The following is a 24,006-nucleotide window of genomic DNA, read 5'->3' on the forward strand; positions in this document are numbered from 1 at the left end:
GCGTTGCCTCGTGATCGATTCGAGCGACGCGCCTGAACGTCGTCGGAACGTCGTCTGAACGTGCCCCCGGCTTCGTTGCCGGGATGGTGACCTGGCGTGGGCGGGGTTGCGCCTTGCTGCAACGCCATCGCGTTCGGCGAATCTTTCGCTTCGCGCGCCACTGCATACAGCTTCGGACAGACGGCGGCAATCAAGCCTCGCCAGCACCGTTTCAAACGATGCGAAGCACGCGGCAAACCGTCGGAATTGCTGCAAGCGCCGCGCTCGACCGGCGCTTCAAAACCAAATCTCCCAAGCCGGAACACGAATCACGACCTAAACTGTGGTGGACGGGGCGGGCTGTCGGACCGGGCCGCGCGGATCGCCATGCCGGGATGCACGCCAATGGTAGGATTCAGCCCGAAAAACGGCGAGCGGCGGCGGATCAATGCAGCGTGCCGCCTACAACAGAGCGATAGGACTCAGGACATCGAATGGCGCAACAAAAAACAAACCCAAAACTCGAGCAGGCGCTGACGCGCGGGGACCTTGCAATTCGTCAGGCGAACTCGGCGCGCGCGACCGCATTGCTGCGTGCATTGGCCAAGATGATTGTGGACGCTTCCGCGACGATCGGCGTGGAGGCGTTCACGCTGATACCCGACGGCGACAAGATTTACGATCCCGCCGACGGACTATGGCCGCAGGAATTGCTGATCTCGCTCGACGGTCCTGTCGAAGAGGCGGATCCCGATGAGCTTCGCACGGTCAGGCTGATCGCCGACGATCCGGGCACGGTGTTTCGCGTTGAATGGCAGCGCGCCGACGGCAAGATCGGCCGCCAGGATGGCGGGCCGTTCGCAACGGTCGCGTTCATCTCCGACGTGGATATTCCGTGGACGGACGACGAGGACTGAGAACAGTCCATTCGCGGCGGGCGACAGGAGCGCGCCGTCCGCCGCCGTGTTGGAAATAACCCCGCGCTACTTCATCATCCGGCGCCGGAACAGCACCGCCGAGACGACGAACCCACCCACCGCATACACCGCCAGCACCGCGACGTGCAAAACCGCGTCCTCGACGGGCCGCCCGAGCATTGCCGGGCGAATCAGATCGACGGCGTGCGCGAGGGGCAACACCTGGGTCGCGGCACGCGCGGCGGCGGGCAGTTGCGAAGCGGGAAAGAACACGCCGGAGAGCAACAGCATCGGCGTCAACACCAGCGTCTGATAAAACATAAAGAAGTCATACGATGGCGCGAGTGCCGTCACCACCATCGCGATACTGGCGAACGCGAGCCCGGTCAGCACGATGACCGGCAACGCCAGCAGCATCGACGGAAAGTTCGCGTAGCCGAGCGCGCCGGCCACCAGCATGATCGCCGTGCCGGACAGCACCGACTTACTGCCCGCCCAGATCACTTCACCGAGCACGATGTCGCCGAGCGTGAGCGGCGTGTGCATGATCGCCTCCCAGGTGCGCTGCACGTGCATGCGCGAGAAGCCCGAGTACATCGACTCGAAACTCGCGGACATCATCACGCTCGACGCGACCGTGCCGGCCGCCAGAAACGCGATATACGACACGCCGTCGACGTGTCCGACCATCAGGCCGAGCCCGAAGCCGAGCCCGAACAGATAGATCATCGGATCGGCGAGATTGCCGAACATCGAGGCGATCGCGAGCTTTCTCCACACCAGATAGTTGCGGCGCCACACCGCAATCCAGTTCACGGCATTCGCCGGCAGCGCGGCGAACGGTTCCTGCCTCGACGGTGCGTCGCCGTTGCCGTGTGTTTCGTAAGTGCGTGCGTCCATTGCGTGTCTCGTGCGGTGTCGTTGTAGCTGTAACGGATTTGCCCGGCCTCAGTCCTGCATCTCGCGGCCGGTGAGTCGCAGGAACACATCTTCCAGATTCGCCGGACGATGCAGATAGCGCAAGTCGGCGCGTTGCTTGAGCCGCGCATGCACCGGCTGCGCGTCGTTCACATAGCAGAAGAGCGTCTCACCGCTGATCTCGGTTCGCTCGACAAGCGGCGCCAGTTCGTCGCGCAACGCAACCGGGTCGGGACCGAAGATCTCGATCACGTCGCAGCCGATCTCCGAGGCGATCAACGTGCTCGGTGCGCCTTCGGCGATCTTGCGTCCTTCCTCGATCACGCACAGCCGGTTGCAGAGCCGTTCGGCTTCTTCCATGAAATGCGTGGTCAGCAGGATCGTCTTGCCGCGCGCGAGCAACGAGCGCAACCGCTCCCAGATCAGATGCCGCGCCTGGGGGTCGAGGCCGGTGGTCGGCTCGTCCATGATCAGCACGTCGGGGTCGTTGACGAGCGCCCGCGCGAGCGTCAGGCGCCGCTTCATGCCGCCCGATAGCTCGCTCACGCGCGCATCTGCCTTGCTTTCGAGGCGCGCGAATTCGAGCAGCGACGGCACCATCGCGCGGCATTGCGCGGCGCTCAGCCCGAAGTAACGGCCGAACACCAGCAGGTTCTCGCGCACCGTGAAGTCGGGATCGAGATTGTCGAACTGCGGCACCACGCCGACGCGCGCCCGCGCCATCCGCGCGCGGCGCGGAATCGGCTCGCCGCACAGGCGGATCACGCCGGCATCGGGTGCGGCGATGCCGAGCAGCATGCGCAGCGTGGTGGTCTTGCCCGCGCCGTTGGGGCCGAGCAAGCCGAAGCATTCGCCGGCATCGACGTGAAACGAGAGCCCGTCGACGACTGTTTTGTCGCCGTAGCTTTTCTTGACCTGCTGGAATTCAATGGGGGCTTCAGGCATGGGATCGATGGAGGTTCCGGGAAAAACTCGCCGATGGTGCTAAGGGCCGGGAAGGCCGTCTATTCTAGGGCATCGGCGAGTTGCCGTCGGCGAGCCCGCAGCCGTTCCGAGCGCGTTTCTTGCACTGCCGCAAACCTCGCAAGACAGCCTCGATCCCGATCAAAACCCCGCACGCTCCGGATCGGTGCGCACTTAGCGTTTTCCATCCCTTGCAAGCTGAATTGCGGCGCACCATGATTCATGAAGACCGCGCTTTTCGCGGGTAGGGAGAAAATCATGGCGAGCTACAAGAAAATCCTGCTGTGCTACGACGGCTCGCGCGAAGGCCGCAAGGCGTTGCGTTGCGGCGCCGACCTGGCGTTGGATCTGAAGGCGGAAACGCATCTGTTGTCCGTGGTCGACATGCGTTCGAGCATTGCGCAAAGCGCGGGCCTGCTGACCGATGTGGCCTGCGGCAGTTTCGAGAAGACCGCCCGCGACATTCTGCAGGAAGGGGTGGACTGGCTCACCGAGCGTGGCGTGACCGCGCAAGGGCACTTTGCGTTCGGCCATCCAATCGACGAGATCGCGAATCTCGCCAACGAGTTGAACGTGGACCTCGTGGTGGTCGGTCACCGTTGCCGCACCGGTTTGTCGCGATGGTGGATGGGCGCGGGCAATACGCCGTTGCTCGACCGCGTATCGTGCAGCATCCTGGTGGCGTGTTCCTCCGCGCAGGAGCAGCAGCAAGCGGCGGCTTGATGCGCGGGAAGTGTGGCAAGTGCGGCGCGTGGCCGAGTGCGGTCCTGACAGGAAAACGGTTGCTCTTCCAGCTCCGTTCATGCGAACAGACAATCACTCATTCAAATTGACAGCGCTCAGCTTCCAGGTGAGCAGGCCTTCACGCTGGAAGATCGCCGAATAACGTGCGTCGCCGGCGCCATGCCGGTAAGTAACGACGAACTGGTTGAGGCCGCGATAGCCCGCCGTGGTTTCCGGCGGCTGCGGCGGCGCGGCGTTCTTGTTTGCCGCGCTGTTGGCCGAGCCTCCCGCGGTGGGCGATGCAGGCACGGGCGCCGGCGCGGGTGTTGCGGGCGGATTGTTGGCCGCGGGCGGAGCAGGCGGCCGCTCGCCAGGATTGCCGCGCGGCGGCATGCCGTTCAGCAATGCCGCCACGCCGTCCGGCGTCGCATAAGCGTTCACCAGCGGACCGATCAATGCCACGCCGATCATCGCGCCGATCGCGGCTAATGGATTGCCGTTGCCCTGCGCGTCGAGCCGGCGTGTCAGCAAGCCTGTGACCTCCTGCTTCAGGCTCTCGCGCAACGCGGGAAAGTCGACGTATTGATTGACGGTTTGCGCGTCGCGCGCGTCCGCCGCGCGCTTGAGATTATTCAGCGCGATATACGGCGACGCGTAGACGAACCCCAGCGCGGCGATCACCACAATCACAACCAGAGTGACGATCAAGGGCCGGTTGGCGCCGCGCTTCGTGCGTGTCGAAACTGCCATCGGGTGGGACTCTCCATCGCGTTTGATCTAGCGTGGACCGTGGCCACGCAAAAACGATCCCACGCGACAACGGTATCTGAAAGCCGATCAGGACTCGAATACGGCGCCGTGCACGTTGGCCTCGTCAGCGATGCAGCGATCGATCATGCGGCATACGGCCTCCATGGTGCCGACCATGATGAGCCGCGACGGCCCGTGATAAACCCGAACCGGTGCGCGCCGCTCCGGCTCCGCCATATTCAACCCGGCATTCAACGACACGCGGGCAAAGGCGGGCAACGACGACGGCAAGCTCGATACCCCGTCGGGCGAGTCGAACAGCGATGGCGTGCTGACCGCGGGCGCTCCGCTCACTGAGCAGGGCACCAGCTTGCGCAGACGGCGCAGACGACCGAACTGGCGAAAGGGCAGCAGGCGGGCAAGGCGTTCCATGAGTCTCTCCAGGCGATTCAACGTTGGGGCGGCTGCGATCCGGCGAACCGGCGAGCGGGCGGGTTAAAACTCTCCGGGGCGGATCAGCCCCACGGCGATACCCTCCAGCGCGAAATCCGCGCTGCCGGTTTCAACGAAGATGTTGTCGTAATCGGGGTTCTCGGCGATCAGCTCGATACCGTTTGGCCGGCGCTTCAGGCGCTTGACCGTGACGTCGTCGCCGAGCCGGGCGATGATGATCTGGCCGTCTTTCGCCTCGCTGCGCTTTTGCACCGCGAGCAGGTCGCCGTCGAAGATGCCGGCGTCGCGCATGGACAGCCCGCGCACTTTCAGCAGGTAATCGGGCTTGCTCGAGAAGAGCGCCGGGTCGCATGCGTAATGCTGCGAGATATGTTCCTGCGCGAGTATCGGGCTACCCGCGGCGACCCGGCCGATCAGCGGCAACGACAGTTGCATGATGCTCGCGTGCGGCAGCGTGAACTGGTGCGGCGAGTCTTCGGGGCTGGTGAGAAGGCGTATGCCGCGCGATGCGCCGGCCGCCAGTTCGATGACACCCTTGCGAGCGAGCGCGCGCAGATGTTCTTCTGCCGAGTTGGCCGAGCTGAAGCCCAGTTCGGCGGCGATCTCCGCGCGGGTGGGCGGAAAACCGGTGCGTTCGATGGCCCGGCGGATCAGATCGAAAACCTGCTGCTGTCGTGCGGTGAGTTTTGTCATGGCGCCACTGTATGTATGAACAGGTGGCTGTATTTTTATACAGTATCCGGCGCAATTCAAGCTTTACTTTAAGTTCGTGCGGGCAGGCGACGAAGTGGAGTCGTGGAAACGTCCGAACCGGACGCTCCAACACCCGTTTTCGTGCCGCAACGCCTTATCTGGCTGTCATTACCACTTTTGCGTATTAAAGAATGAAGAAACATTATTTTTAATGATGAAAGCCCTTCGATAGACTGGCCTCCAGTTGGCGCCACGCACGCGTGGCCGCACGCAGACGACGCAAAACAACATCACACGCCGTTTCAACGGACCACAACGCGGAGAAAGTTGGCATGAACCATCGACACACGGGGCTGGCAGGCAAGACGAAGAAACTGATCGCGGCGCTCGCCTTCGGCGCGGCAGCCGCGCTCGGCGTCGCGGGGCAGGCGCACGCCGCCGACACGACGCTGCTGAACGTGTCCTACGACCCGACGCGCGAGCTCTACCAGGACGTCAACCAGGCGTTCGGCAAGGAGTGGAAGGCAAAAACCGGCGAAACGATCACCTTCAAGCAGTCGCACGGCGGCTCGGGCGCGCAGGCGCGCTCCGTGCTCGACGGCCTGCAGGCGGACGTCGTGACTCTCGCGCTCGCCTACGACATCGACGCCCTCGCTAACAAGGGCCTGCTCGACAAGGGCTGGCAAAAGCGTCTGCCCGACAACGCATCGCCGTACACGTCGACGATCGTGTTTCTGGTGCGCAAGGGCAACCCGAAGCACATCAAGGACTGGGACGATCTGATCAAACCGGGCGTGTCGATCGTCACGCCGAACCCGAAAACCTCGGGCGGCGCGCGCTGGAACTACCTCGCGGCGTGGTCGTATGCCGCGCATCAGCCGGGCGGCAACGACCAGAAGGCGAAGGAGTTCGTCGGCAAGCTCTATAAGAATGCCGGCGTGCTCGATTCGGGCGCGCGCGGCGCGACCACCAGCTTCGTGCAACGCGGCATCGGCGACGTGCTGATCGCGTGGGAAAACGAAGCGTTCCTGTCGCTGAAGGAGTTCGGCACGGACAAGTTCGAAATCGTCGTGCCGTCCGTGAGCATCCTGGCCGAGCCGCCGGTTGCCGTGGTCGACAAAGTCGTCGACAAGCGCGGCACGCGCAAGCTGGCCGAGGCGTATCTGAACTTCCTGTACAGCGAGCAGGGCCAGGAGATCGCCGCGAAGAACTTCTACCGGCCGCGTTCGAACAAGGTGCCGGCGGAGTTGACCTCGAAGTTTCCGAAGCTGAAGCTGTACACGGTGGACGACTCGTTCGGCGGCTGGACGAACGCGCAGAAAACGCACTTCGCGGACGGCGGCGTATTCGATTCGATCTATCAGCCGCAGTAAGACCGCCGGTGCCGGCAACGGCATCGACCGAGCGACGCGGCAACGCGTCCAATCCGGGCGCGCCCCAGTGGCGCGCTTTGGCCAGCCAGGGCCCGGCGGCCAGAACACGCAGGCGTGAACCCTGAAAGAGCATTGAGCATGACGACGTTGACCTTCCGAAAACCGAGCGCCTTGCCCGGTTTTGGCCTGACACTCGGCATCACGGTGGCTTATCTGAGCCTCGTGGTGCTGATTCCGCTTGCCGCAACCTTCCTCAAGACCGCGACGCTCGACTGGGCGCAGTTCGTGCGCGCGGTGAGTTCGCCGCGCGTGCTCGCGTCGTATCGCCTGACGTTCTTCTCGGCGTTGGGCGGCGCGCTGATCAACGCGGTGTTCGGCTTTCTGGTGGCGTGGGTGCTGGTGCGCTACACGTTTCCGTTCAAGCGCATCGTCGATGCGGTGGTCGATCTGCCGTTCGCTTTGCCGACCTCCGTGGCCGGCATTTCGCTCGCGGCCGTGTACGCGGGCAACGGCTGGATCGGGCAGTTTCTCGAACCGCTCGGCATCAAGATCGCATTCACGCCGGCGGGTGTGCTGGTTGCGCTGACGTTCATCGGCTTGCCGTTCGTCGTGCGGACCGTGCAGCCAGTGCTCGAGGAGTTCGAGCGCGAACAGGAGGAGGCGGCCGCGTGCCTCGGTGCGTCGCGCTGGCTGACGTTTCGCCGCGTGGTGTTGCCGTCGGTGTTTCCGGCCCTGCTGACGGGCTTCGCGCTGGCGTTCGCGCGCGCGCTCGGCGAATACGGCTCGGTGATTTTCATCGCCGGCAATGTGCCGATGAAGTCTGAAATCACCTCGCTGCTGATCATCACCAAGCTCGAGCAATACGACTACGCGGGCGCCACGGCATTGGCCGTGGTGATGCTGGTCGTGTCCTTCCTGATGCTGCTGTTCATCAATACCTTGCAGTGGTACTTGCAGCGCCGCACCGGGCGCGGCGGCGCGGGCCCGGCGCCGGCCCCGGCAAGCGTCGCGGCGATCGGCGGAGGTGTGCGATGAGCCGCCATTCCGCCGACGGCGCGCATCGTGTGAATCGCGCGGATGGGACGGATCGGGCCGCCGTCGCCGTCGCGCCGCGCGCGCCGCTCAACGTCGCGCGCCGGCCCGATCCGGTGACCGAACCGCCGGTGGTGCGCTGGATCCTGACCGGGGTCGCGTTGCTGTTTCTCGCGCTGTTTCTCGTCGTGCCGCTCGTCGCCGTGTTCTATCAGGCGTTGAACAAGGGGCTCGGCTTCTATCTGGAATCGCTCGCCGATCCCGATGCGCTGTCGGCGATCAAGCTCACCGTGATCACCGCGGCGATTGCCGTGCCGCTGAACCTCGTGTTCGGTCTCGCGGCTTCCTGGTGCATCGCCAAGTTCGAATTCCGCGGCAAGGCGCTGTTGACCACGCTGATCGATCTGCCGTTCTCGGTTTCGCCGGTGATCTCGGGCTTGATCTACGTGCTGCTGTTCGGCGCGCAAGGCTGGTTCGGCCCGTGGCTGCAAGCCCATGACGTGCAGATCATCTTCGCGGTGCCGGGCATCGTGCTGGCGACGATCTTCGTCACGTTCCCGTTCGTCGCGCGCGAACTGATTCCGCTGATGCAGGCGCAAGGCAACGACGAGGAAGAAGCCGCTCACGTGCTCGGCGCCTCGGGCTGGCAGATTTTCCGCCGCGTCACGCTGCCGAACGTCAAGTGGGGCCTGCTGTACGGCGTGATCCTGTGCAACGCGCGGGCGATGGGCGAGTTCGGCGCGGTGTCGGTGGTGTCGGGCCATATTCGCGGCCAGACCGACACGATGCCGCTGCACGTCGAAATTCTCTACAACGAGTACAACTTCTCGGCGGCGTTCGCGGTGGCGTCGGTGCTCGCGTTGCTCGCGCTCGTCACGCTGGCGCTCAAGCTGCTCGCCGAGCGGCATATGTCGGCGGAACTGTCGGCGGCGCGCGACGTGCCCGCGTATGCCGGGCCCGTCACGCCGGCGCCGGCTTCACAGCCTGGTTCACAGCCTGGTTCACAGCCTGGTTCGCAGCCTGGTTCTGAGCCTGGCTCGCGGACCGCTTCACAGACCACCTCGCAATCCGTCAATGCATCGCAGCCACACCCGCTCAAGCAAGGAGAGCTGTAATGGGTATCACCGTTCGTAACCTGCAGAAGCGCTTCGGCGATTTCGTCGCGCTCGATAACGTCTCGCTCGATTTCCCGCCGGGCGAACTGGTTGCGCTGCTCGGGCCCTCGGGTTGCGGCAAGACGACCTTGTTGCGGGTGATCGCCGGGCTCGAATACGCGGACGGCGGCCAGGTCGTGCTGCAAGGCCAGGACGTCGCGACGGTCGGCGCGCGCGAACGCGAAATCGGCTTCGTATTCCAGCATTACGCGCTGTTCCGTCACATGACGGTGTTCGAGAACGTCGCGTTCGGTCTGCGTGTGAAACCGCGCAAGGAGCGTCCCTCGGAAGCGGTGATTCGCGAGAAGGTGCACGAACTGCTGAAGCTCGTGCAACTCGACTGGCTCGCGCAACGGTATCCGTCGGAGCTGTCGGGCGGCCAGCGGCAGCGGATCGCGCTGGCGCGCGCGTTGGCCGTCGAGCCGAAGGTGCTGCTGCTGGACGAACCGTTCGGCGCGCTCGACGCGAAGGTGCGCAAGGAATTGCGTAGCTGGCTGCGGCGTCTGCATGACGATCTGCATATCTCGACGATCTTCGTCACGCACGATCAGGAAGAGGCGCTCGAAGTGGCCGACCGCATCGTCGTGCTCAATCGCGGGCACGTGGAGCAGGTGGGCAGTCCGCAGGACGTGTACGACCATCCGCAAACCTCGTTCGTCTACGAGTTTCTCGGCGCGGCGAACCGCCTGCACGGCAACGTCGATTCGAGCGGCTTCGTGGTCGACGGCGCGGCGCTGCCGGTCGCGATCACCGCGGGATTCAGCGGGCCGGCCTTCGCTTATGTGCGTCCGCACGATCTGCAGTTGTACCCGCAGGCGGCCGGTCATCGCGAAGGCATCGTCGTCGACGTGCGGCGCGTGGTGACGCTGGGCGGCTCGGTGCGGGTCGAACTCGCGGGCCGCGAAGGCAACCTGCTCGAAGCCGAACTCGATCGCGAAGCGTGGCGCGATCTGCAACTGGCGGTCGGCGATGGCGTGACCGCCGTGCCGCGCGCATTGCGCGTGTTTCCGGCGCAATGAATGACGTCGTGAAGCCCGCAGTGAAGCGGGCAACGACCCCCGGCGTTTCGATCGAACTCAAATAACTCACTCTGGCTGAACCGGAGACATACAGATGAACTTCCAGCAATTGCGCTTCGTGCGCGAGGCCGTGCGCCAGAACATGAATCTGACCGAGGTGGCGAACGTGTTGTACACGTCGCAGTCGGGCGTATCGAAACAGATCAAGGATCTCGAGGACGAACTCGGCGTCGACATTTTCATTCGGCGCGGCAAGCGTCTGACGGGGCTCACGGAGCCGGGCAAGGCTGTGCATCAACTGATCGAGCGGATGTTGCTCGACGCGGAGAATCTGCGCCGCGTCGCGCGCCAGTTCGCCGATCAGGACAGCGGCCACCTGGTGGTGGCGACCACGCACACGCAGGCGCGCTATGCGTTGCCGAAGGTGATCCGTCAATTCACCGAGGTGTTCCCGAAAGTGCACCTGGCGCTGCGCCAGGGCAGCCCGCAGCAGATCGCGCAGATGATCATCAACGGCGAGGCGGATATCGGCATCTCGACCGAGGCGCTCGACCGCTTTCCGGACATCGTCACGTTTCCGTGCTACTCGTGGCATCACGTGGTGGTCGTGCCGAAGGATCATCCGCTCGTGGGCCGTGAAAATCTGACGCTCGACGAAATCGCCGAATTCCCGATCGTCACGTATGACCAGGACTTCACGGGCCGCTCGCACATCGACCAGGCGTTCGCCAAGGCAGGCGCGTTGCCCGACGTCGTGCTGACCGCGATCGACGCGGACGTGATCAAGACCTACGTCGAACTCGGCATGGGCATCGGCGTGGTGGCGGCGATGGCCTACGATCCCAGGCGCGATACCGAACTGGTGGCGCTGGATACGCAGCATCTGTTCGAGGCGAGCACGACGCGGGTCGGTCTGCGCAAGGGCGCGTTCCTGCGCGCGTATGCGTATCGGCTGATCGAGATGTTCGCGCCGCAGTTGAACGAAGCGGAGATCGCCGCGCAATTGCGCGAGGCGGTGTGAGGTTGGCGCCGGATCCTTGAGGTCCGGCGCGAAGTGGCGCTGAATCGTTCGCGGGCGATGCGCGAGCGTTGGCGCCCAGCATCGCTAATCCAAAACGAACGGCCATCCGTTTTTTCACGCATCGCGGCGCGCGGCGCATCGCTTACAATCGCCGCCATGAATACTCCGACTTCCTCTTCCGCGACGCCTTCAAACCAGGGCGTCACACCGACGCTGCCGCGCATCGCCGTGCTCGCCACCGGCGGCACGATCGCCGGGACCGCGGCGGACGCCGCCAACACCTCCGGCTACCAGGCGGGCGTGGTCGGCGTCGATCAATTGCTGGCGGCGGTGCCGGCTTTGTCCACGGTGGCGCGCATCGCGCCCGAGCAGATTGCCAGCATCGACAGCAAGGACATGGCGCTGCCGCTCTGGACCACGCTCGCGCAACGCATCAACGCGCTCCTCGCCGAAGACGACATCGACGGCGTAGTCGTCACGCACGGCACCGACACACTCGAGGAAACCGCCTATCTGCTGCATCTGACCGTCAAGTCGGACAAGCCGGTCGTGCTGAGCGCGGCGATGCGTCCGGCGTCCGCGCTCTCCGCCGATGGTCCGCTGAATCTGCTGAACGCCGTGACGGTCGCGGCGCACGCGGGCTCGCGCGGGCAGGGTGTGCTGGTGGCCTTCAACAACAAGATTCACAGCGCGCGCGACGTGGTGAAGACGAGCACGTATGCCGTCGACGCATTCCACTCGCCGGAGATCGGCGCGCTCGGCTGGGTGCAGGACGGGCGGGTCGAATTCCAGCGCGGCGTGGTGCGTCCGCATACGCTCGCGACCGAGTTCGTGATCGGCGCGAAGTGGCCGCATGTGGAGGTCGTCGCGAGCTATGCCGGCGTCTCACGGATTGCCGTGGATGCGCTCGTTGCCGCCGGCGTGCGCGGCATCGTGGTGGCCGGCACGGGCAACGGCTCGATCCACGCGTCGCTGCAACAGGCGTTGGCCGATGCGGTCTCGCAAGGCGTCGCGGTGGTGCGCTCCTCGCGCGTGGGTTCGGGGCACGTGATGCGCAACGGCGCCGCCGCCGATGACGCGCTTGGTTTCGTCAGCGCGGGCTCGCTGAATCCGTACAAGGCCCGTGTGCTGCTGATGCTGGCATTGGCCGCGGGTGGCACGGGGCCGGTTGCGCTGCAAAAGGTCTTCGATACGTATTGATGCGGTAACGGTCACGGCCACACGCATGATCGCGCAATGAAAACGCGGCGCTCGAGTTGATGACTCGAGCGCCGCGTTTTTCGTTTTTACCGCTGCTTTTACCGCTGTTATTACCGCTTGCTGCAATGCTTACCGCAACCGCGGGTTACTGCGGCGGAATCACCAATACCTGACCCGGATAAATCTTGTCCGGGCTCTTCAGCATCGGCGTGTTGGCCTGGAAGATCACGTCGTTCTTCGCGCCGCTGCCGTAGTACTTCTCCGCGATCTTCCACAGATTGTCGCCGGGCACGACGGTATGAAACTGAGTGGGCGCAGCCGCGGGCGTGGTGACGGTCAGTTGATCGTCCACCTTGTCGACGTTCTGCACGTTGCCGGCCGCGACGAGAATCTTGTCCTTGGTCGGCTGATCGGCCGCCTCGCCGGACACGGTGACGGTGTGGCTCGTGCCGTCGTATGCGACTTGCAGATTGGTGGCGTCCAGACCCTGGGTGCGGATATATGCGGCGATCGCGTCGCCCGCTGTTTTATTCAACGCGGCAAGGTCGGGCGCGGCAGGCGCGGCTTGTGCCGAGGTCGAGGCGGCGCCGAACAGTTTTTCGCCGGCTTCCTTGATGAAACTGAGAATACCCATGGATCACACTCCTAACGTGGCGGCGCAAGAATACTTTGCGCACGGGTTGTGCACTGGTTGCGAATCGGGCGAATGAAGCGAAAGACGCGCGCTGCGAAGAGCGGCACGGGATGCCTGAAACGCAAGCAGGCGGACTCAAGGAGTGTAGGAGAAAAGCGCGAAGCGATGTGTCAAAAAAGGTGCGCCGGGGTGCTTGCAGTTGCAAGCAAATGCAAGCAAGCGTGCAAGCGAATGCCCAAGCGAACGCGCAAGCGGAGGTGCAGCAAGCGGCGTGCATGATGCACCCCGCCGCGAGACATTGGCGGAAAAAGCATGACGATGATCCGACAGCCGGACACCCGACGACGACGTCTGACCGACCAAGGCTTCCCCGGCGCCGCCGGGTGCCGCTGCGGACCCCACTGTGCCGCTCTCAGCCCAGAGCGACACGCTTTGTCCGCTGCGCCGCGCATGTCGCGCGACGCAACGGACGCCCCACCTGCGATTGCCGTGACGACGAAGACCGAGCCGACGAAGCCGCGGTCAAGGCAACCCGCATGACGACTCAAGCAGCCTTCGCCGCGCTATCCGGCGCTTGCGCGACTTCGTAGTTCGCCATGATTTCCAGAGCGCGCACCATCGCCGAGTGATCCCATGCCTTGCCGCCGTTCGCCGCGCACACGCTGAAGAGTTGCTGCGCGCTCGCCGTATGCGGCAAGGCGATGCCGAGCTTGCGCGCGCCGTCGAGCGCGAGGTTCAAGTCCTTCTGATGCAGTTCGATACGAAAGCCGGGATTGAACGTGCGTTTGGTCATGCGCTCGCCATGCACTTCGAGAATGCGCGACGAAGCGAAGCCGCCCATCAACGCCTTGCGCACGCGTTCGGGATCGGCGCCCGAGCGCGATGCGAACAGCAGCGCTTCGGCCACCGCTTCGATGTTCAGCGCGACGATGATCTGATTGGCGACCTTGCAGGTTTGACCCGCGCCGTTCTCGCCGATCAGCGAAATGTTCTTGCCCATCAGTTCGAACAAGGGCTTGGCCTGCGCGAACGCTTGTTCCGGACCGCCGACCATGATCGTCAGCGTTGCTTCGCGCGCGCCGACTTCGCCGCCGGACACCGGCGCGTCGAGGTAATCGACGCCGAGCGCATTGATCTTCTTCGCGAATGCCTGCGTATCGAGCGGGGAGATCGAACTCATGTCGATCACCAGCTTGCCCTTCGTGAGACCGGCGGCGACGCCGTCGTCGGCGAATAGCACGTTGGCGACGTCAGGCGTGTCCGGCACCATGATGATGACGATGTCGGCGGCTTGCGCGACAGCGGTCGAATCGGCGACCACGGTGGTCGTTTTGCCCAGATCTTCCGGCACCGGGTACGCGCCGTTCACGAACAGCGAATGACCGCCCTTGATGAGGTTGCGCGCCATGTGCGCGCCCATGATGCCGAGGCCGATGAAACCGATCTTTGCCATGTGTCTGAATCTCCAGTGTTGTTGGGGCGCCCGAGGGACTTCCTTCCGGGCGCGACGCGCCTGATCGTTCGATCAGACAGCGGCGTGGGCCGCGCCGCGCGCCTGCCCGGCCATGCTGCGCAACCAGCCGAGGCCGGCCGTCGTGGTGGTGCGCGGCTTGTACTCGCAACCGACGTAGCCGTCGTAGCCGAGCGAATCGAGCAGTTCGAACAGGAACGGGTAGTTGATTTCGCCGGTGCCCGGTTCGTTGCGCCCCGGGTTGTCGGCGAGCTGGATGTGCGCGATGCGCGCCAGGTTCTTCGTGATCGTCGCCGCGAGTTCGCCTTCCATCCGTTGCATGTGATAGATGTCGTATTGCAGGAACAGATTGTCCGAAGCCACGGCGTGGATCACATCGAGGCCTTCGGCCGAACGGTTCAACGCGAAGCCGGGGATGTCGTAGGAATTGCACGGCTCGACCAGCAGCCTGATGCCGGCCTTCTTCAATTCACCCGCGGCAAAGCGCAGGTTCTCGACGATGGTCGAGCGCGCCTTGTCCGCGTCCACGCCGGCGCTCGGAATGCCGACGAGGCAGTTCAGTTGCGGCACCTTCAAGGCACGTGCGTATTCGATCGCGCGGCCGACGCCTTCCTGGAACTCGCTCACCCGATCCGGCAGACACGCAATGCCGCGTTCGCCGGCTTCCCAGTTGCCCGCGGGCAGGTTGTGCAAGACGAGTTTCAGGCGGTTCTGCTGCAGACGCTCGCTCAGCTCAGCGATCTGATACGGATAGGGGAACAGGAATTCGACGGCGTCGAAGCCCGCGTCCGCGGCGGCCGCGAAGCGGTCGAGGAACGGTACTTCGTTGAAGAGCATGGTTAGATTCGCTGCGAATTTCGGCATGATGCGGGGGTCTCGCTGGTCGGTCAGTGGAATGACTTCGTGAGGCGCTTTCACAGCGTCGGGTCGCTACGCTGCGAAAGCCCTCATGTGATGCAAAGTCGGGAAACTCAGTCGGCGATGCTGATCGCGGTCGGTGCGTCCTCGCGCGTCGCGGCCAGTTCCTCGAACTCGTTGATCGCGTCGATCTCGGTGCCCATCGAAATGTTGGTCACGCGTTCCAGAATCACTTCGACGATCACCGGCACGTTGAACTCGGAGAGCATCGCCTGGGCCCTTTGCAAGGCGGGCTTCAGTTCTTCGGGCTTGAACACGCGGATCGCCTTGCAACCCAGGCCTTCGGCCACCGCGACGTGGTCCACGCCGTAGCCGTTGGTCTCCGGCGAATTGATGTTCTCGAAACCGAGCTGCACGCAGAAATCCATGTCGAATGCGCGCTGCGCCTGGCGGATCAGGCCGAGGTAGGAGTTGTTCACCACCACGTGTACATAGGGCAGATTGAATTGCGCGCCGGCGGCCAGTTCCTCGATCATGAACTGGAAGTCGTAGTCGCCCGAGAGCGCGACGATCGGACGTTGCGGGTCCGCCGCGCGCACGCCGAGCGCGGCCGGAATCGTCCAGCCGAGCGGGCCGGCCTGGCCGCAGTTGATCCAGTTGCGCGCCTTGTAGACGTGCAGGAATTGCGCGCCCGCAATCTGCGACAAACCGATCGTGCTCACGTAGCAGGTGTCGCGGCCGAACACCTGGTTCATCTCTTCGTACACGCGCTGTGGTTTCATCGGCACGTTGTCGAAGTGGGTCTTGCGATGCATCGTGCGCTTGCGTTGCTGGCAATCGGCAACCCATGCGCCGCGGTCCTTCAGTTTGCCGGCCGCCTTCCATTCCTTCGCGACTTCGACGAACAGTTCGAGCGCGGCCTTCGCGTCCGACACGATGCCGAGGTCCGGGCCGAATACGCGGCCGATCTGCGTCGGCTCGATATCCACGTGCACGAACTTGCGGCCTTTCGTATAGACCTCGATGCTGCCGGTGTGACGATTCGCCCAGCGGTTGCCGATGCCGAGCACGAAGTCGGAGGCGAGCATGGTCGCGTTGCCGTAGCGGTGCGAGGTTTGCAGGCCGACCATGCCGGCCATCAGCGGATGATCGTCGGGTATCGCGCCCCACGACATCAGCGTGGGGATCACCGGCACGCCGATGGTTTCGGCGAACTCGACCAGCAGATCCTCGGCGGCCGCGTTCAGCACGCCGCCGCCCGAGACGATCAGCGGCTTGTCCGAATCGTTCAGCAAGGTGAGGGCGGCTTCGATCTGCTTGCGCGTCGCCTTGGGCTTGTAGACGGGCAGCGGCTCGTAGGTGTCGATGTCGAATTCGATTTCGGCGAGCTGCACGTCGATCGGCAGATCGACCAGCACCGGGCCGGGACGGCCCGAGCGCATCAGGTGAAACGCCTGCTGGAACACGCGGGGCACCAGCGCGGGCTCGCGCACGGTGACGGCCCATTTGGTGACGGGCTTGGCGATTGATTCGATGTCGACGGCCTGAAAATCTTCCTTGTACAGACGCGCGCGCGGCGCCTGGCCGGTGATGGCCAGGATAGGAATGGAGTCGGCCTGAGCGGAGTACAAACCGGTGATCATGTCGGTGCCGGCGGGGCCCGACGTGCCGATGCACACGCCGATGTTGCCGGGCTGGGCGCGCGTATAGCCCTCGGCCATGTGCGACGCGCCTTCGACGTGACGCGCCAGCACGTGGCTGATATTGCCTGCCTTGCGCATGGCCGAGTAGAACGGGTTGATCGCAGCGCCCGGAACGCCGAATGCGGTGTCGATGCCTTCTTTTTCGAGCACCAGCACGGCTGCGTCGACGGCTCTCATCTTGGCCATGAATGTCTCCTGAATGTCTGTGGTCTGTGGCGGGCGCAATCCGCGGATGAAGCTGCAACGAATTTGCGAATCAAGCGTTGTCGAATGCACTTTAGGCCTGACCTAAAGGTTTGATAAGATCAGTTCGGGTCGCTTATTTCGAAACAAAAAGTATGGAATGGCACGAGGCCGGCAGGAGACAGACATGGACCGCTTCAAGCAGATCGAAACCTTCGTGCGCGTGGCAGATGCGGGCAGCCTGGCCGCCGCCGCGCTGGAAGAGGGCGTGTCGCCGGTGATTCTCGGCCGCCGGATCGATGCGCTGGAAAAGCGCCTCGGCGTGAAGCTGATGTACCGCTCGACGCGCCGTCTGGTGGTCAGCGAGGAAGGCGCCGCGTTTCTGGAGCGCTGCCGCGGCCTTCTCACCGAATGGGACCAGGCGGAAAACGAGCTGAGCGCCGGACGGCGCGCGGTGAACGGCCATCTGATCGTGTCGGCGCCGGCCGCGTTCGGGCGCAAGCACGTCGCGCCGCTCGCCCCGGCCTTTATCGTCGACAAGCCGGAATTGCAGGTGTCGTTCAATCTGACCGACCGTGTCGTGGATCTGGTGCGCGAGGGCTACGACCTGTCGATCCGGATCGGCGGGGCGGTGGATCCGAACTTCGTCGCGGTGAAGCTGGCGTCGAACCGGCGCGTGGTGTGCGGCACGCCGGAATATTTCCGCCAGCACGGCAAGCCGAAAACGCTCGAGGATCTGCCGCGCCACAATTGCCTCGCCTTCAATCTGCAAGGGGGACAAAACCGCGGCTGGTACTTTCGCCGCAACGGCAAGCTGGTGACCGTGCGGGTAGGCGGCTCGCTCGACTGCAACGACGGCGAGCTGCTGCATCGCTGGGTCTCGGAAGGGCTCGGGCTCGGCTGGCGCTCGACGTGGGAGATCCAGCAGCAACTCGCGCGCGGCGAACTGGAAACCGTGCTGGACGAATTCGCGCTGCCCGATTACGACATCCTCGCGGTGTATCCGCAGCAGCGTTACGTGCCGGCGAGGGTGCGCTATTTCATCGATTATCTGAAAGAGGTGTACGCGAGCGAGGATTACTGGAACCGTCCGGCCTATTGACGGATGGCTCCAGCCTCGGGTTTGCGGCGCTAAACCGTTGAAAACACACCTGATTCGCGCGCCGCAATAACGGGATATCTTGCAGCCCGGCCCCATTCGGGTTACACTCTTCGGCTTCTCACTTGCCACACCGGTTCCGACGCCCGGGTGGCTTTAATCCACAAGTCCACAGGAGTGTGTATGCGTCATTATGAAATCGTCTTTATCGTGCACCCCGATCAGAGCGAGCAAGTGCCCGCCATGATCGAGCGCTACAAGACCACGATCACCTCGCACGGTGGCCAGATCCACCGTATCGAAGACTGGGGCCGTCGCCAACTGGCCTACATGATCGAGAAACTCGCGAAGGCTCACTACGTCTGCATGAACATCGAATGCGACCAAACCACGCTCGACGAGCTGGAGCACGCATTCAAGTTCAACGACGCCGTTCTGCGTCACCTGATCGTCAAGATGAAGAAGGCCGAAACCGGCCCGTCGCCGATGATGAAGGAAGTGCAGCGCGAAGAAGCCAAGAAGTCGGCTGCCACGCAACCGTCCGAAGCGCAGGCTTAAGACACACTATTTAAGCTACCAGAACAAGCGTCGCTCTCGTCAAAGGGCTCATGAACCGGCTGCAACTCACGGCCAGCGTCGTCGAACGCGAACCGGTGCGGTACACCCCCGCCGGCGTTCCGATTGCAGGCTGCACGTTGCACCACCGCGCGGAAGTCGTCGAAGCCGGCATCACCCGGCAAGTCGAACTGACCATGCAGGCGGTAGCCGCGGGTGAGGCGAGCGGTAAGCTGGAAAGCTGCCAGATGGGCGTGGAAACGCTCTTCACAGGCTTTCTGGCGAAAAAGCACCGCAACGCAAGAACTCTGGTATTTCACATCACAGCATTGCAGGACATTGGAAAGGACTGAACATGGCCCGCCCGACTGGTAAGAAATTCGACAAACGTCGTCAGCAACAAAATCCGCTCTTCAAGCGCAAGAAGTTCTGCCGTTTCACGGCAGCCGGTGTCGATCACATCGACTACAAGGACCTCGAAACGCTGAAGGACTTCATCGGCGAAAACGGCAAGATCACGCCGGCGCGTCTCACGGGTACGAAGTCGCACTATCAACGCCAGCTGGACACGGCAATCAAGCGCGCACGTTTTCTCGCGCTGGTGCCGTACACCGACCAGCACAAGGCCTAACCCGACGACGCGATAAGGAGCATCCGCATGCAAATCATTCTTCTGGAAAAAGTCGTCAATCTGGGCAACCTGGGCGATATCGTGAAGGTCAAGGACGGTTACGCACGTAACTTCCTGATCCCGAACAAGCAAGCTCGCCGTGCAACGAAGGAAGCTTTGGCCGAATTCGAAGTGCGCCGCGCCGAACTCGAAAAGACCGCCGCTGAAAAGCTGGCTGCCGCTCAGGCTCAAGGCGAAAAGCTGGCAGGCTCGACGATCCAGATCGGCCAGAAAGCCGGCGTGGACGGCCGTCTGTTCGGCTCGGTGACGAACGCGGACATCGCCGAGGCGCTCGGCAAGCAAGGCTTCGCGGTGGAAAAGGCGCAAGTGCGTCTGCCGGAAGGCCCGCTGAAGATGGTCGGCGACCATCCGGTCCAGATCTCGCTGCACACCGACGTTGTCGTCGATGTGACGGTGTCGGTTCTGGGCGAGCACGTCTAAGCATCGTCTGACATCTGCCAGGACCTTGTGCTGGCAAATGGGATAGGAGGCAGGGGCCGGGTGACCGGCCCCTGCCTTTTTTATGCCCGTTTTCGATGTCTCGAAGTATCGGTTTTTAGATTTCCCTCGGCACGCATTTACCCGATAATTCCTCTCCATGAACGCACCGTCCAAAGATCCCCAACTCGAGTCGCTGAAAGTCCCGCCGCATTCGATCGAGGCCGAGCAATCGGTGCTGGGCGGCCTGCTGCTCGACAACGCGGCTTGGGACCGCATCGCCGATTTCTTGTCGCAGAGTGATTTTTACCGCTACGACCACCGCCTCATTTTCGAGCACATCGGCAAGCTGATCGCAGCGACGCGGCCGGCCGACGTGATTACCGTCTATGAAGCGCTCGGCACCGCGGGTAAAGCCGAGGAGGTCGGCGGTCTCGCGTACCTGAACGCGTTGGCGCAGAACACGCCGAGCGCGGCCAATATTCGCCGTTACGCGGAAATCGTGCGCGATCGCGCCGTGCTGCGCCGGCTCGTATCGGTGGCCGACGAAATCTCGGCCGACGCATTCAACCCCCAGGGTAAGGAAGTCCGGCAATTGCTGGACGAGGCCGAATCGAAGGTGTTTTCGATCGCCGAGGACGGCGCGCGCGGCACGCAGGGTTTCCTCGAAATCGGGCCGCTGCTGACGCAGGTGGTCGAGCGGATCGACACGCTCTATCACACCGCCAATCCGAGCGACGTGACCGGCACGCCAACCGGCTTCGTCGACCTGGACCGCATGACCTCGGGCATGCACGGCGGTGAGCTGATCATCGTCGCGGGTCGTCCGTCGATGGGTAAAACGGCGTTTTCGATGAATATCGGCGAATACGTGGCGGTCGAATACGGCTTGCCGGTCGCGGTGTTCTCGATGGAAATGCCGGGCTCGCAACTCACCATGCGGATGCTGGGTTCGGTCGGCCGGCTGGATCAGCACCGCATGCGAACCGGGCGCCTGACCGACGAGGATTGGCCGAAGCTCACGCACGCCGTGCAGAAAATGAGCGAGGCGCAGATTTTCATCGACGAAACCGGCGGCCTGAACCCGATGGAACTGCGTTCGCGCGCGCGCCGGCTGTCGCGCCAATGCGGCAAACTCGGCCTGATCATCATCGACTATTTGCAACTGATGAGCGGCTCTTCGACCGGCGAAAACCGCGCGACCGAGATTTCCGAAATCTCGCGTTCGCTCAAGAGTCTCGCCAAGGAACTCGACGTGCCCGTGATCGCACTGTCGCAGCTCAACCGCGGTCTCGAGCAGCGCCCGAACAAGCGGCCGATCATGTCGGACCTGCGCGAATCCGGCGCTATCGAGCAGGACGCGGACGTGATCCTGTTCATTTACCGGGACGAGGTTTACAACCCCGACAGTCCCGACAAAGGCACGGCCGAGATCATCATCGGCAAGCAGCGGAACGGTCCGATCGGTCCGGTGCGCCTCACGTTCCACGGCCAATATACGAAGTTCGATAACTTTGCGGGTGCGCAAAATTTCTACGGCGAGTGACGCCCAGGAAGTAAAGCGACAACTCACGCGCCTGTTGTAACGGCGCTTTCACAAGTGCGGCATCCACCCCGGAACGGTACAATATGGCGGTTTTATGTCAGCCATTACGTGACCAATTTCCGGGATCCCAATGTTCGGTCGATTCATGCCCACCGAGGGCAAGTTCTTTGAAATTTTCAATGCGCACGCAAAGTGCATCGTCTCGGCGAGCCACGAACTCGAGCTGCTGATCGACAATCTGCAAGACGCCGAAACCCATAAGCAAAACGTGCAGAAAGCCGAGAAGGCTGCCGACAAGCTCACGCACGAAACCATCGACCTGCTGCACAAGACCTTCATCACGCCGCTCGACCGCGACGAGATCCACAAGCTGATCACCACGATGGACGACATCCTCGATCTGATGGAGGACGTCGCCACCGCCATTTCGCTGTACGACGTGCAGGCGGTGACCTCGGAAGCGAGCCAGCTGGCGCACATTTGCACGGCGACCTCCGAGCGCGTGCAGTTCGCCGTCAGCCTGCTGTCGGACATGAAGCAGGCGAGCCAGATCCTGAAGGCGTGCGAGGAAATCGACCGTCTGGAATCGGAAGCCGACCGCGTGCTGCGCTCGGCCATGTCGAAACTCTTCCGCGAAGAAGACAACGTCAAGACCCTGATCAAGCTGAAAGCGATTTACGAATTGCTCGAAACGATCACGGACAAGTGTGAGGACGTAGCGAACATCATCGAAGGCATCGTGCTGGAAAACGCATAATGCAATCGATACAACTCGCTATCTGGGTCGTCACCGGCCTGGTCGCCGTCGCACTGATTTTCGACTTCATGAACGGCTTTCACGACGCGGCGAATTCGATCGCCACGGTCGTCTCCACCGGCGTGCTGAAGCCGCAGCAGGCGGTGGCCTTCGCGGCGGCATTCAACGTCGTCGCGTATTTCGTGTTCCATCTCAAAGTGGCGGCGACCGTCGGCAAGGGCACGATCGATCCGAATATCGTCGACCATTACGTGATTTTCGGCGCGCTGGTCGGCGCGATCGGCTGGAACGTCATCACCTGGCATTACGGCATTCCGTCGAGTTCCTCGCATGCGCTGATCGGCGGGCTGGTGGGCGCGGCGCTCGCCAAGTCGGGCTGGGACTCGCTCAATTTCGACGGCCTGATGAAGACGGTGACTTTCATCTTTATCTCGCCGCTGCTCGGTTTCGTGCTGGGATCGTTCTTCATGCTGGCGGTGTCGTGGCTGTATTTCCGCACGCCGCCGAGCAAGGTCGACCGGCGTTTCAGGCGTCTGCAACTGCTGTCCGCGGGCTTATACAGCCTCGGCCACGGCGGCAACGACGCGCAGAAAACCATCGGCATCATCTGGATGCTGCTGATTGCAACCGGCTATGCGTCGTCGATCGCGGAAGCGCCGCCGCTATGGGTGATCGGCGGCTGTTATCTGTCGATGGGCCTCGGCACGCTGTTCGGCGGCTGGCGGATCGTCCGCACAATGGGCCAGAAGATCACCAAGCTCAAGCCGGTCGGCGGGTTTTGCGCGGAGGCGGGTGGGGCGATCACGCTGTTTACCGCCTCGGCACTCGGCATTCCGGTGTCCACCACGCATACGATCACCGGCGCGATCGTCGGTGTCGGCGCCACGCAGAAGCTGAGCGCGGTGCGTTGGGGCGTGGCCGGCAACATCGTCTGGGCGTGGATCTTGACGATTCCGGCTTCCGCTGCCCTTGCCGCAGCCGGCTGGTGGCTCGGCCACCACTTTCTGTAAGCGCGGGGCGGTCTCGCCGCCTTCCGCGCAATTCACATACAGCGCTTTGAAGCGCGCCGTTCAGATCAGCGGCGCGCTGGCTCCGTCCATCGGGACGATCGCGCCTGTCACATAGCTCGCGCGGCGGCTCGCCAGAAACAGCGCGACGTCGGCGATTTCTTCCGGCTTCGCAAAGCGTCCGAGCGGCACTTTCGCCTGGCCGCGCGCGAGCGCCTCCGTGTTCTCGATGCCCTGCTGCGTCGCCTCCAGGTTGACCGCTTCCTCGACGCGTTCGGTCAGCGTGGAGCCGGGGTTGATCGCGTTGATGCGGATGCCGTAGCGCGCGTAATAGTGAGCGAGGCCGACAGTCGCGAGCATCAGCGCGGCATTCGCGGCGCCGCCGGCGATATGGATATCGCTGGGAACCTTGCCGCCCATGCCGATGATGTTGACGATCGTGCCGGGCGCCGCGCCGCTGCCGGTTTTCACGCGCTCGGCCATGCGGCGCAACACTTCCTGCTGCGGATAGATGTAGGGGAAATACTTCGCTTCCATGGTGGCGCGGAACGCGTCGGCGTCGAGCGTTTCCGGGTCATAGCGGCGGGCGGCGCCCGCGCTGTTGATCAGTACGTCGATCGGGCCAACCGCGGCGCTGACTTCCTCGACGATATCGGCGGCGCTGTGCGGCTCGTGCAGATCGGCGCGGGTGCGGTGCACGTGCAGACCCTCCTGTTTCAACTGCTCGTAAGCGCGCGCCAGATTGGCGGGGTCGCGCGAGACGATCGCGACTCTGGCGCCCTCCAGCGCGAATGCACGGGCGCAGGCAAGCCCGATTCCCTTGCTGCCGCCCGTGATCAACACCACCTTGTCTTTGAGCCCGAGGTCCATTGTTACCACCCGCTGTCGGA

26 protein-coding genes are annotated in these 24,006 nt (G+C 63.5%); 16 read left to right on the top strand and 10 right to left on the bottom strand.

Translation table 11 applies throughout. From position 1 onward, the window contains the following. Positions 1-473 precede the first annotated feature (473 nt). Positions 474-896: a hypothetical protein gene (locus CUJ90_RS07440; RefSeq protein WP_073426840.1), complete on the top strand. Its 423-nt coding sequence runs from the start codon at positions 474-476 to the stop codon at positions 894-896. Between the two features lie 66 nt (positions 897-962). Here the strand turns inward: CUJ90_RS07440 and CUJ90_RS07445 are convergent, their stop codons facing one another. Together CUJ90_RS07445 and nodI are read right to left on the bottom strand one after the other, a co-directional pair. Beyond that, the gene (locus tag CUJ90_RS07445) at positions 963-1,796 is read right to left on the bottom strand and encodes an ABC transporter permease (RefSeq protein WP_083083581.1); all 834 of its coding nucleotides are present in this window, start codon (positions 1,794-1,796) and stop codon (positions 963-965) included. A gap of 48 nt (positions 1,797-1,844) precedes the next feature. Beyond that, positions 1,845-2,759: a nodulation factor ABC transporter ATP-binding protein NodI gene (gene nodI, locus CUJ90_RS07450; RefSeq protein WP_114162324.1), complete on the bottom strand. Its 915-nt coding sequence runs from the start codon at positions 2,757-2,759 to the stop codon at positions 1,845-1,847. A 276-nt stretch (positions 2,760-3,035) separates the two neighbouring features. Between nodI and CUJ90_RS07455 the strand changes: the two genes are divergently transcribed. Then, positions 3,036-3,500 carry a universal stress protein gene (locus tag CUJ90_RS07455; RefSeq protein WP_073426945.1) on the top strand — a complete coding sequence of 155 codons (465 nt, stop codon included), beginning with the start codon at positions 3,036-3,038 and terminating at the stop codon, positions 3,498-3,500. A gap of 93 nt (positions 3,501-3,593) precedes the next feature. On the opposite strand, the gene CUJ90_RS07460 is transcribed toward CUJ90_RS07455, so the two are convergent. The 3 genes from CUJ90_RS07460 to lexA form a co-directional block, all read right to left on the bottom strand. Then, positions 3,594-4,250: a DUF2939 domain-containing protein gene (locus CUJ90_RS07460; RefSeq protein ID WP_073426837.1), complete on the bottom strand. Its 657-nt coding sequence runs from the start codon at positions 4,248-4,250 to the stop codon at positions 3,594-3,596. Positions 4,251-4,337: 87 nt separating this feature from the next. Next, positions 4,338-4,682, bottom strand: a complete 345-nt coding sequence (locus CUJ90_RS07465) for a hypothetical protein (protein WP_073426836.1) — start codon at positions 4,680-4,682, stop codon at positions 4,338-4,340. Between the two features lie 63 nt (positions 4,683-4,745). Next, positions 4,746-5,396, bottom strand: a complete 651-nt coding sequence (lexA, locus tag CUJ90_RS07470) for a transcriptional repressor LexA (protein WP_073426835.1) — start codon at positions 5,394-5,396, stop codon at positions 4,746-4,748. 332 nt (positions 5,397-5,728) lie between these two features. Between lexA and CUJ90_RS07475 the strand changes: the two genes are divergently transcribed. From CUJ90_RS07475 to CUJ90_RS07500, 6 genes are all read left to right on the top strand, one after another. After that, positions 5,729-6,769: a sulfate ABC transporter substrate-binding protein gene (locus tag CUJ90_RS07475; protein WP_073426834.1), complete on the top strand. Its 1,041-nt coding sequence runs from the start codon at positions 5,729-5,731 to the stop codon at positions 6,767-6,769. A gap of 138 nt (positions 6,770-6,907) precedes the next feature. Beyond that, positions 6,908-7,804, top strand: coding sequence for a sulfate ABC transporter permease subunit CysT (cysT, locus tag CUJ90_RS07480; protein WP_073426833.1), 897 nt, complete (start codon positions 6,908-6,910; stop codon positions 7,802-7,804). Beyond that, positions 7,801-8,916, top strand: a complete 1,116-nt coding sequence (gene cysW, locus CUJ90_RS07485) for a sulfate ABC transporter permease subunit CysW (protein ID WP_114162325.1) — start codon at positions 7,801-7,803, stop codon at positions 8,914-8,916. The genes cysT and cysW overlap by 4 nt, the downstream gene beginning before the upstream one ends. After that, entirely contained in the window at positions 8,916-9,974 is a 1,059-nt protein-coding gene (locus tag CUJ90_RS07490; protein WP_114162326.1) for a sulfate/molybdate ABC transporter ATP-binding protein, read from the top strand. The genes cysW and CUJ90_RS07490 overlap by 1 nt, the downstream gene beginning before the upstream one ends. Positions 9,975-10,068: 94 nt before the next feature. Continuing rightward, on the top strand, positions 10,069-10,995 hold the full coding sequence (locus tag CUJ90_RS07495; protein ID WP_073426831.1) for a CysB family HTH-type transcriptional regulator: 927 nt from the start codon (positions 10,069-10,071) through the stop codon (positions 10,993-10,995). A 156-nt stretch (positions 10,996-11,151) separates the two neighbouring features. Further along, positions 11,152-12,195, top strand: coding sequence for an asparaginase (locus tag CUJ90_RS07500; RefSeq protein ID WP_073426943.1), 1,044 nt, complete (start codon positions 11,152-11,154; stop codon positions 12,193-12,195). A gap of 145 nt (positions 12,196-12,340) precedes the next feature. Here CUJ90_RS07500 and lysM read toward each other — a convergent pair whose 3' ends face one another. From lysM to gcl, 4 genes are all read right to left on the bottom strand, one after another. Beyond that, entirely contained in the window at positions 12,341-12,829 is a 489-nt protein-coding gene (lysM, locus tag CUJ90_RS07505) for a peptidoglycan-binding protein LysM (RefSeq protein ID WP_073426830.1), read from the bottom strand. A gap of 544 nt (positions 12,830-13,373) precedes the next feature. Continuing rightward, the gene (locus CUJ90_RS07510) at positions 13,374-14,282 is read right to left on the bottom strand and encodes a 2-hydroxy-3-oxopropionate reductase (RefSeq protein WP_073426829.1); all 909 of its coding nucleotides are present in this window, start codon (positions 14,280-14,282) and stop codon (positions 13,374-13,376) included. Positions 14,283-14,354: 72 nt separating this feature from the next. Then, entirely contained in the window at positions 14,355-15,164 is an 810-nt protein-coding gene (gene hyi / locus CUJ90_RS07515; protein ID WP_114162327.1) for a hydroxypyruvate isomerase, read from the bottom strand. A gap of 107 nt (positions 15,165-15,271) precedes the next feature. After that, a complete protein-coding gene (gene gcl, locus CUJ90_RS07520) occupies positions 15,272-17,047 on the bottom strand; it encodes a glyoxylate carboligase (RefSeq protein WP_073426827.1) in 1,776 nt (591 codons plus the stop codon). Between the two features lie 184 nt (positions 17,048-17,231). On the opposite strand from gcl, the gene CUJ90_RS07525 reads away from it, so the two are divergent. The 8 genes from CUJ90_RS07525 to CUJ90_RS07560 all read left to right on the top strand — a co-directional run bounded on the left by CUJ90_RS07525 (position 17,232) and on the right by CUJ90_RS07560 (position 23,119). Beyond that, on the top strand, positions 17,232-18,146 hold the full coding sequence (locus CUJ90_RS07525) for a LysR family transcriptional regulator (RefSeq protein WP_073426826.1): 915 nt from the start codon (positions 17,232-17,234) through the stop codon (positions 18,144-18,146). 180 nt (positions 18,147-18,326) lie between these two features. After that, the gene (gene rpsF, locus CUJ90_RS07530) at positions 18,327-18,701 is read left to right on the top strand and encodes a 30S ribosomal protein S6 (RefSeq protein ID WP_073426825.1); all 375 of its coding nucleotides are present in this window, start codon (positions 18,327-18,329) and stop codon (positions 18,699-18,701) included. Between the two features lie 50 nt (positions 18,702-18,751). Continuing rightward, the gene (gene priB, locus CUJ90_RS07535; RefSeq protein WP_073426824.1) at positions 18,752-19,051 is read left to right on the top strand and encodes a primosomal replication protein N; all 300 of its coding nucleotides are present in this window, start codon (positions 18,752-18,754) and stop codon (positions 19,049-19,051) included. Between the two features lie 2 nt (positions 19,052-19,053). Continuing rightward, on the top strand, positions 19,054-19,329 hold the full coding sequence (rpsR, locus tag CUJ90_RS07540) for a 30S ribosomal protein S18 (RefSeq protein WP_073426823.1): 276 nt from the start codon (positions 19,054-19,056) through the stop codon (positions 19,327-19,329). A gap of 27 nt (positions 19,330-19,356) precedes the next feature. Next, complete coding sequence (gene rplI / locus CUJ90_RS07545) at positions 19,357-19,809, top strand: 50S ribosomal protein L9 (protein ID WP_073426822.1); 453 nt, start codon at positions 19,357-19,359, stop codon at positions 19,807-19,809. A 157-nt stretch (positions 19,810-19,966) separates the two neighbouring features. Beyond that, positions 19,967-21,352 carry a replicative DNA helicase gene (locus CUJ90_RS07550; protein ID WP_073426821.1) on the top strand — a complete coding sequence of 462 codons (1,386 nt, stop codon included), beginning with the start codon at positions 19,967-19,969 and terminating at the stop codon, positions 21,350-21,352. Positions 21,353-21,482: 130 nt separating this feature from the next. Then, entirely contained in the window at positions 21,483-22,109 is a 627-nt protein-coding gene (locus tag CUJ90_RS07555; RefSeq protein ID WP_073426820.1) for a DUF47 domain-containing protein, read from the top strand. After that, entirely contained in the window at positions 22,109-23,119 is a 1,011-nt protein-coding gene (locus tag CUJ90_RS07560; protein ID WP_114162328.1) for an inorganic phosphate transporter, read from the top strand. Before CUJ90_RS07555 ends, CUJ90_RS07560 begins: the two co-directional genes overlap by 1 nt. A 60-nt stretch (positions 23,120-23,179) precedes the next feature. Here CUJ90_RS07560 and CUJ90_RS07565 read toward each other — a convergent pair whose 3' ends face one another. Then, entirely contained in the window at positions 23,180-23,986 is an 807-nt protein-coding gene (locus CUJ90_RS07565) for an SDR family oxidoreductase (RefSeq protein ID WP_073426818.1), read from the bottom strand. Positions 23,987-24,006 lie beyond the last annotated feature (20 nt).

Source organism: Paraburkholderia terricola (assembly GCF_003330825.1).
In the GTDB taxonomy this organism is placed as follows: Bacteria; Pseudomonadota; Gammaproteobacteria; order Burkholderiales; family Burkholderiaceae; genus Paraburkholderia; species Paraburkholderia terricola.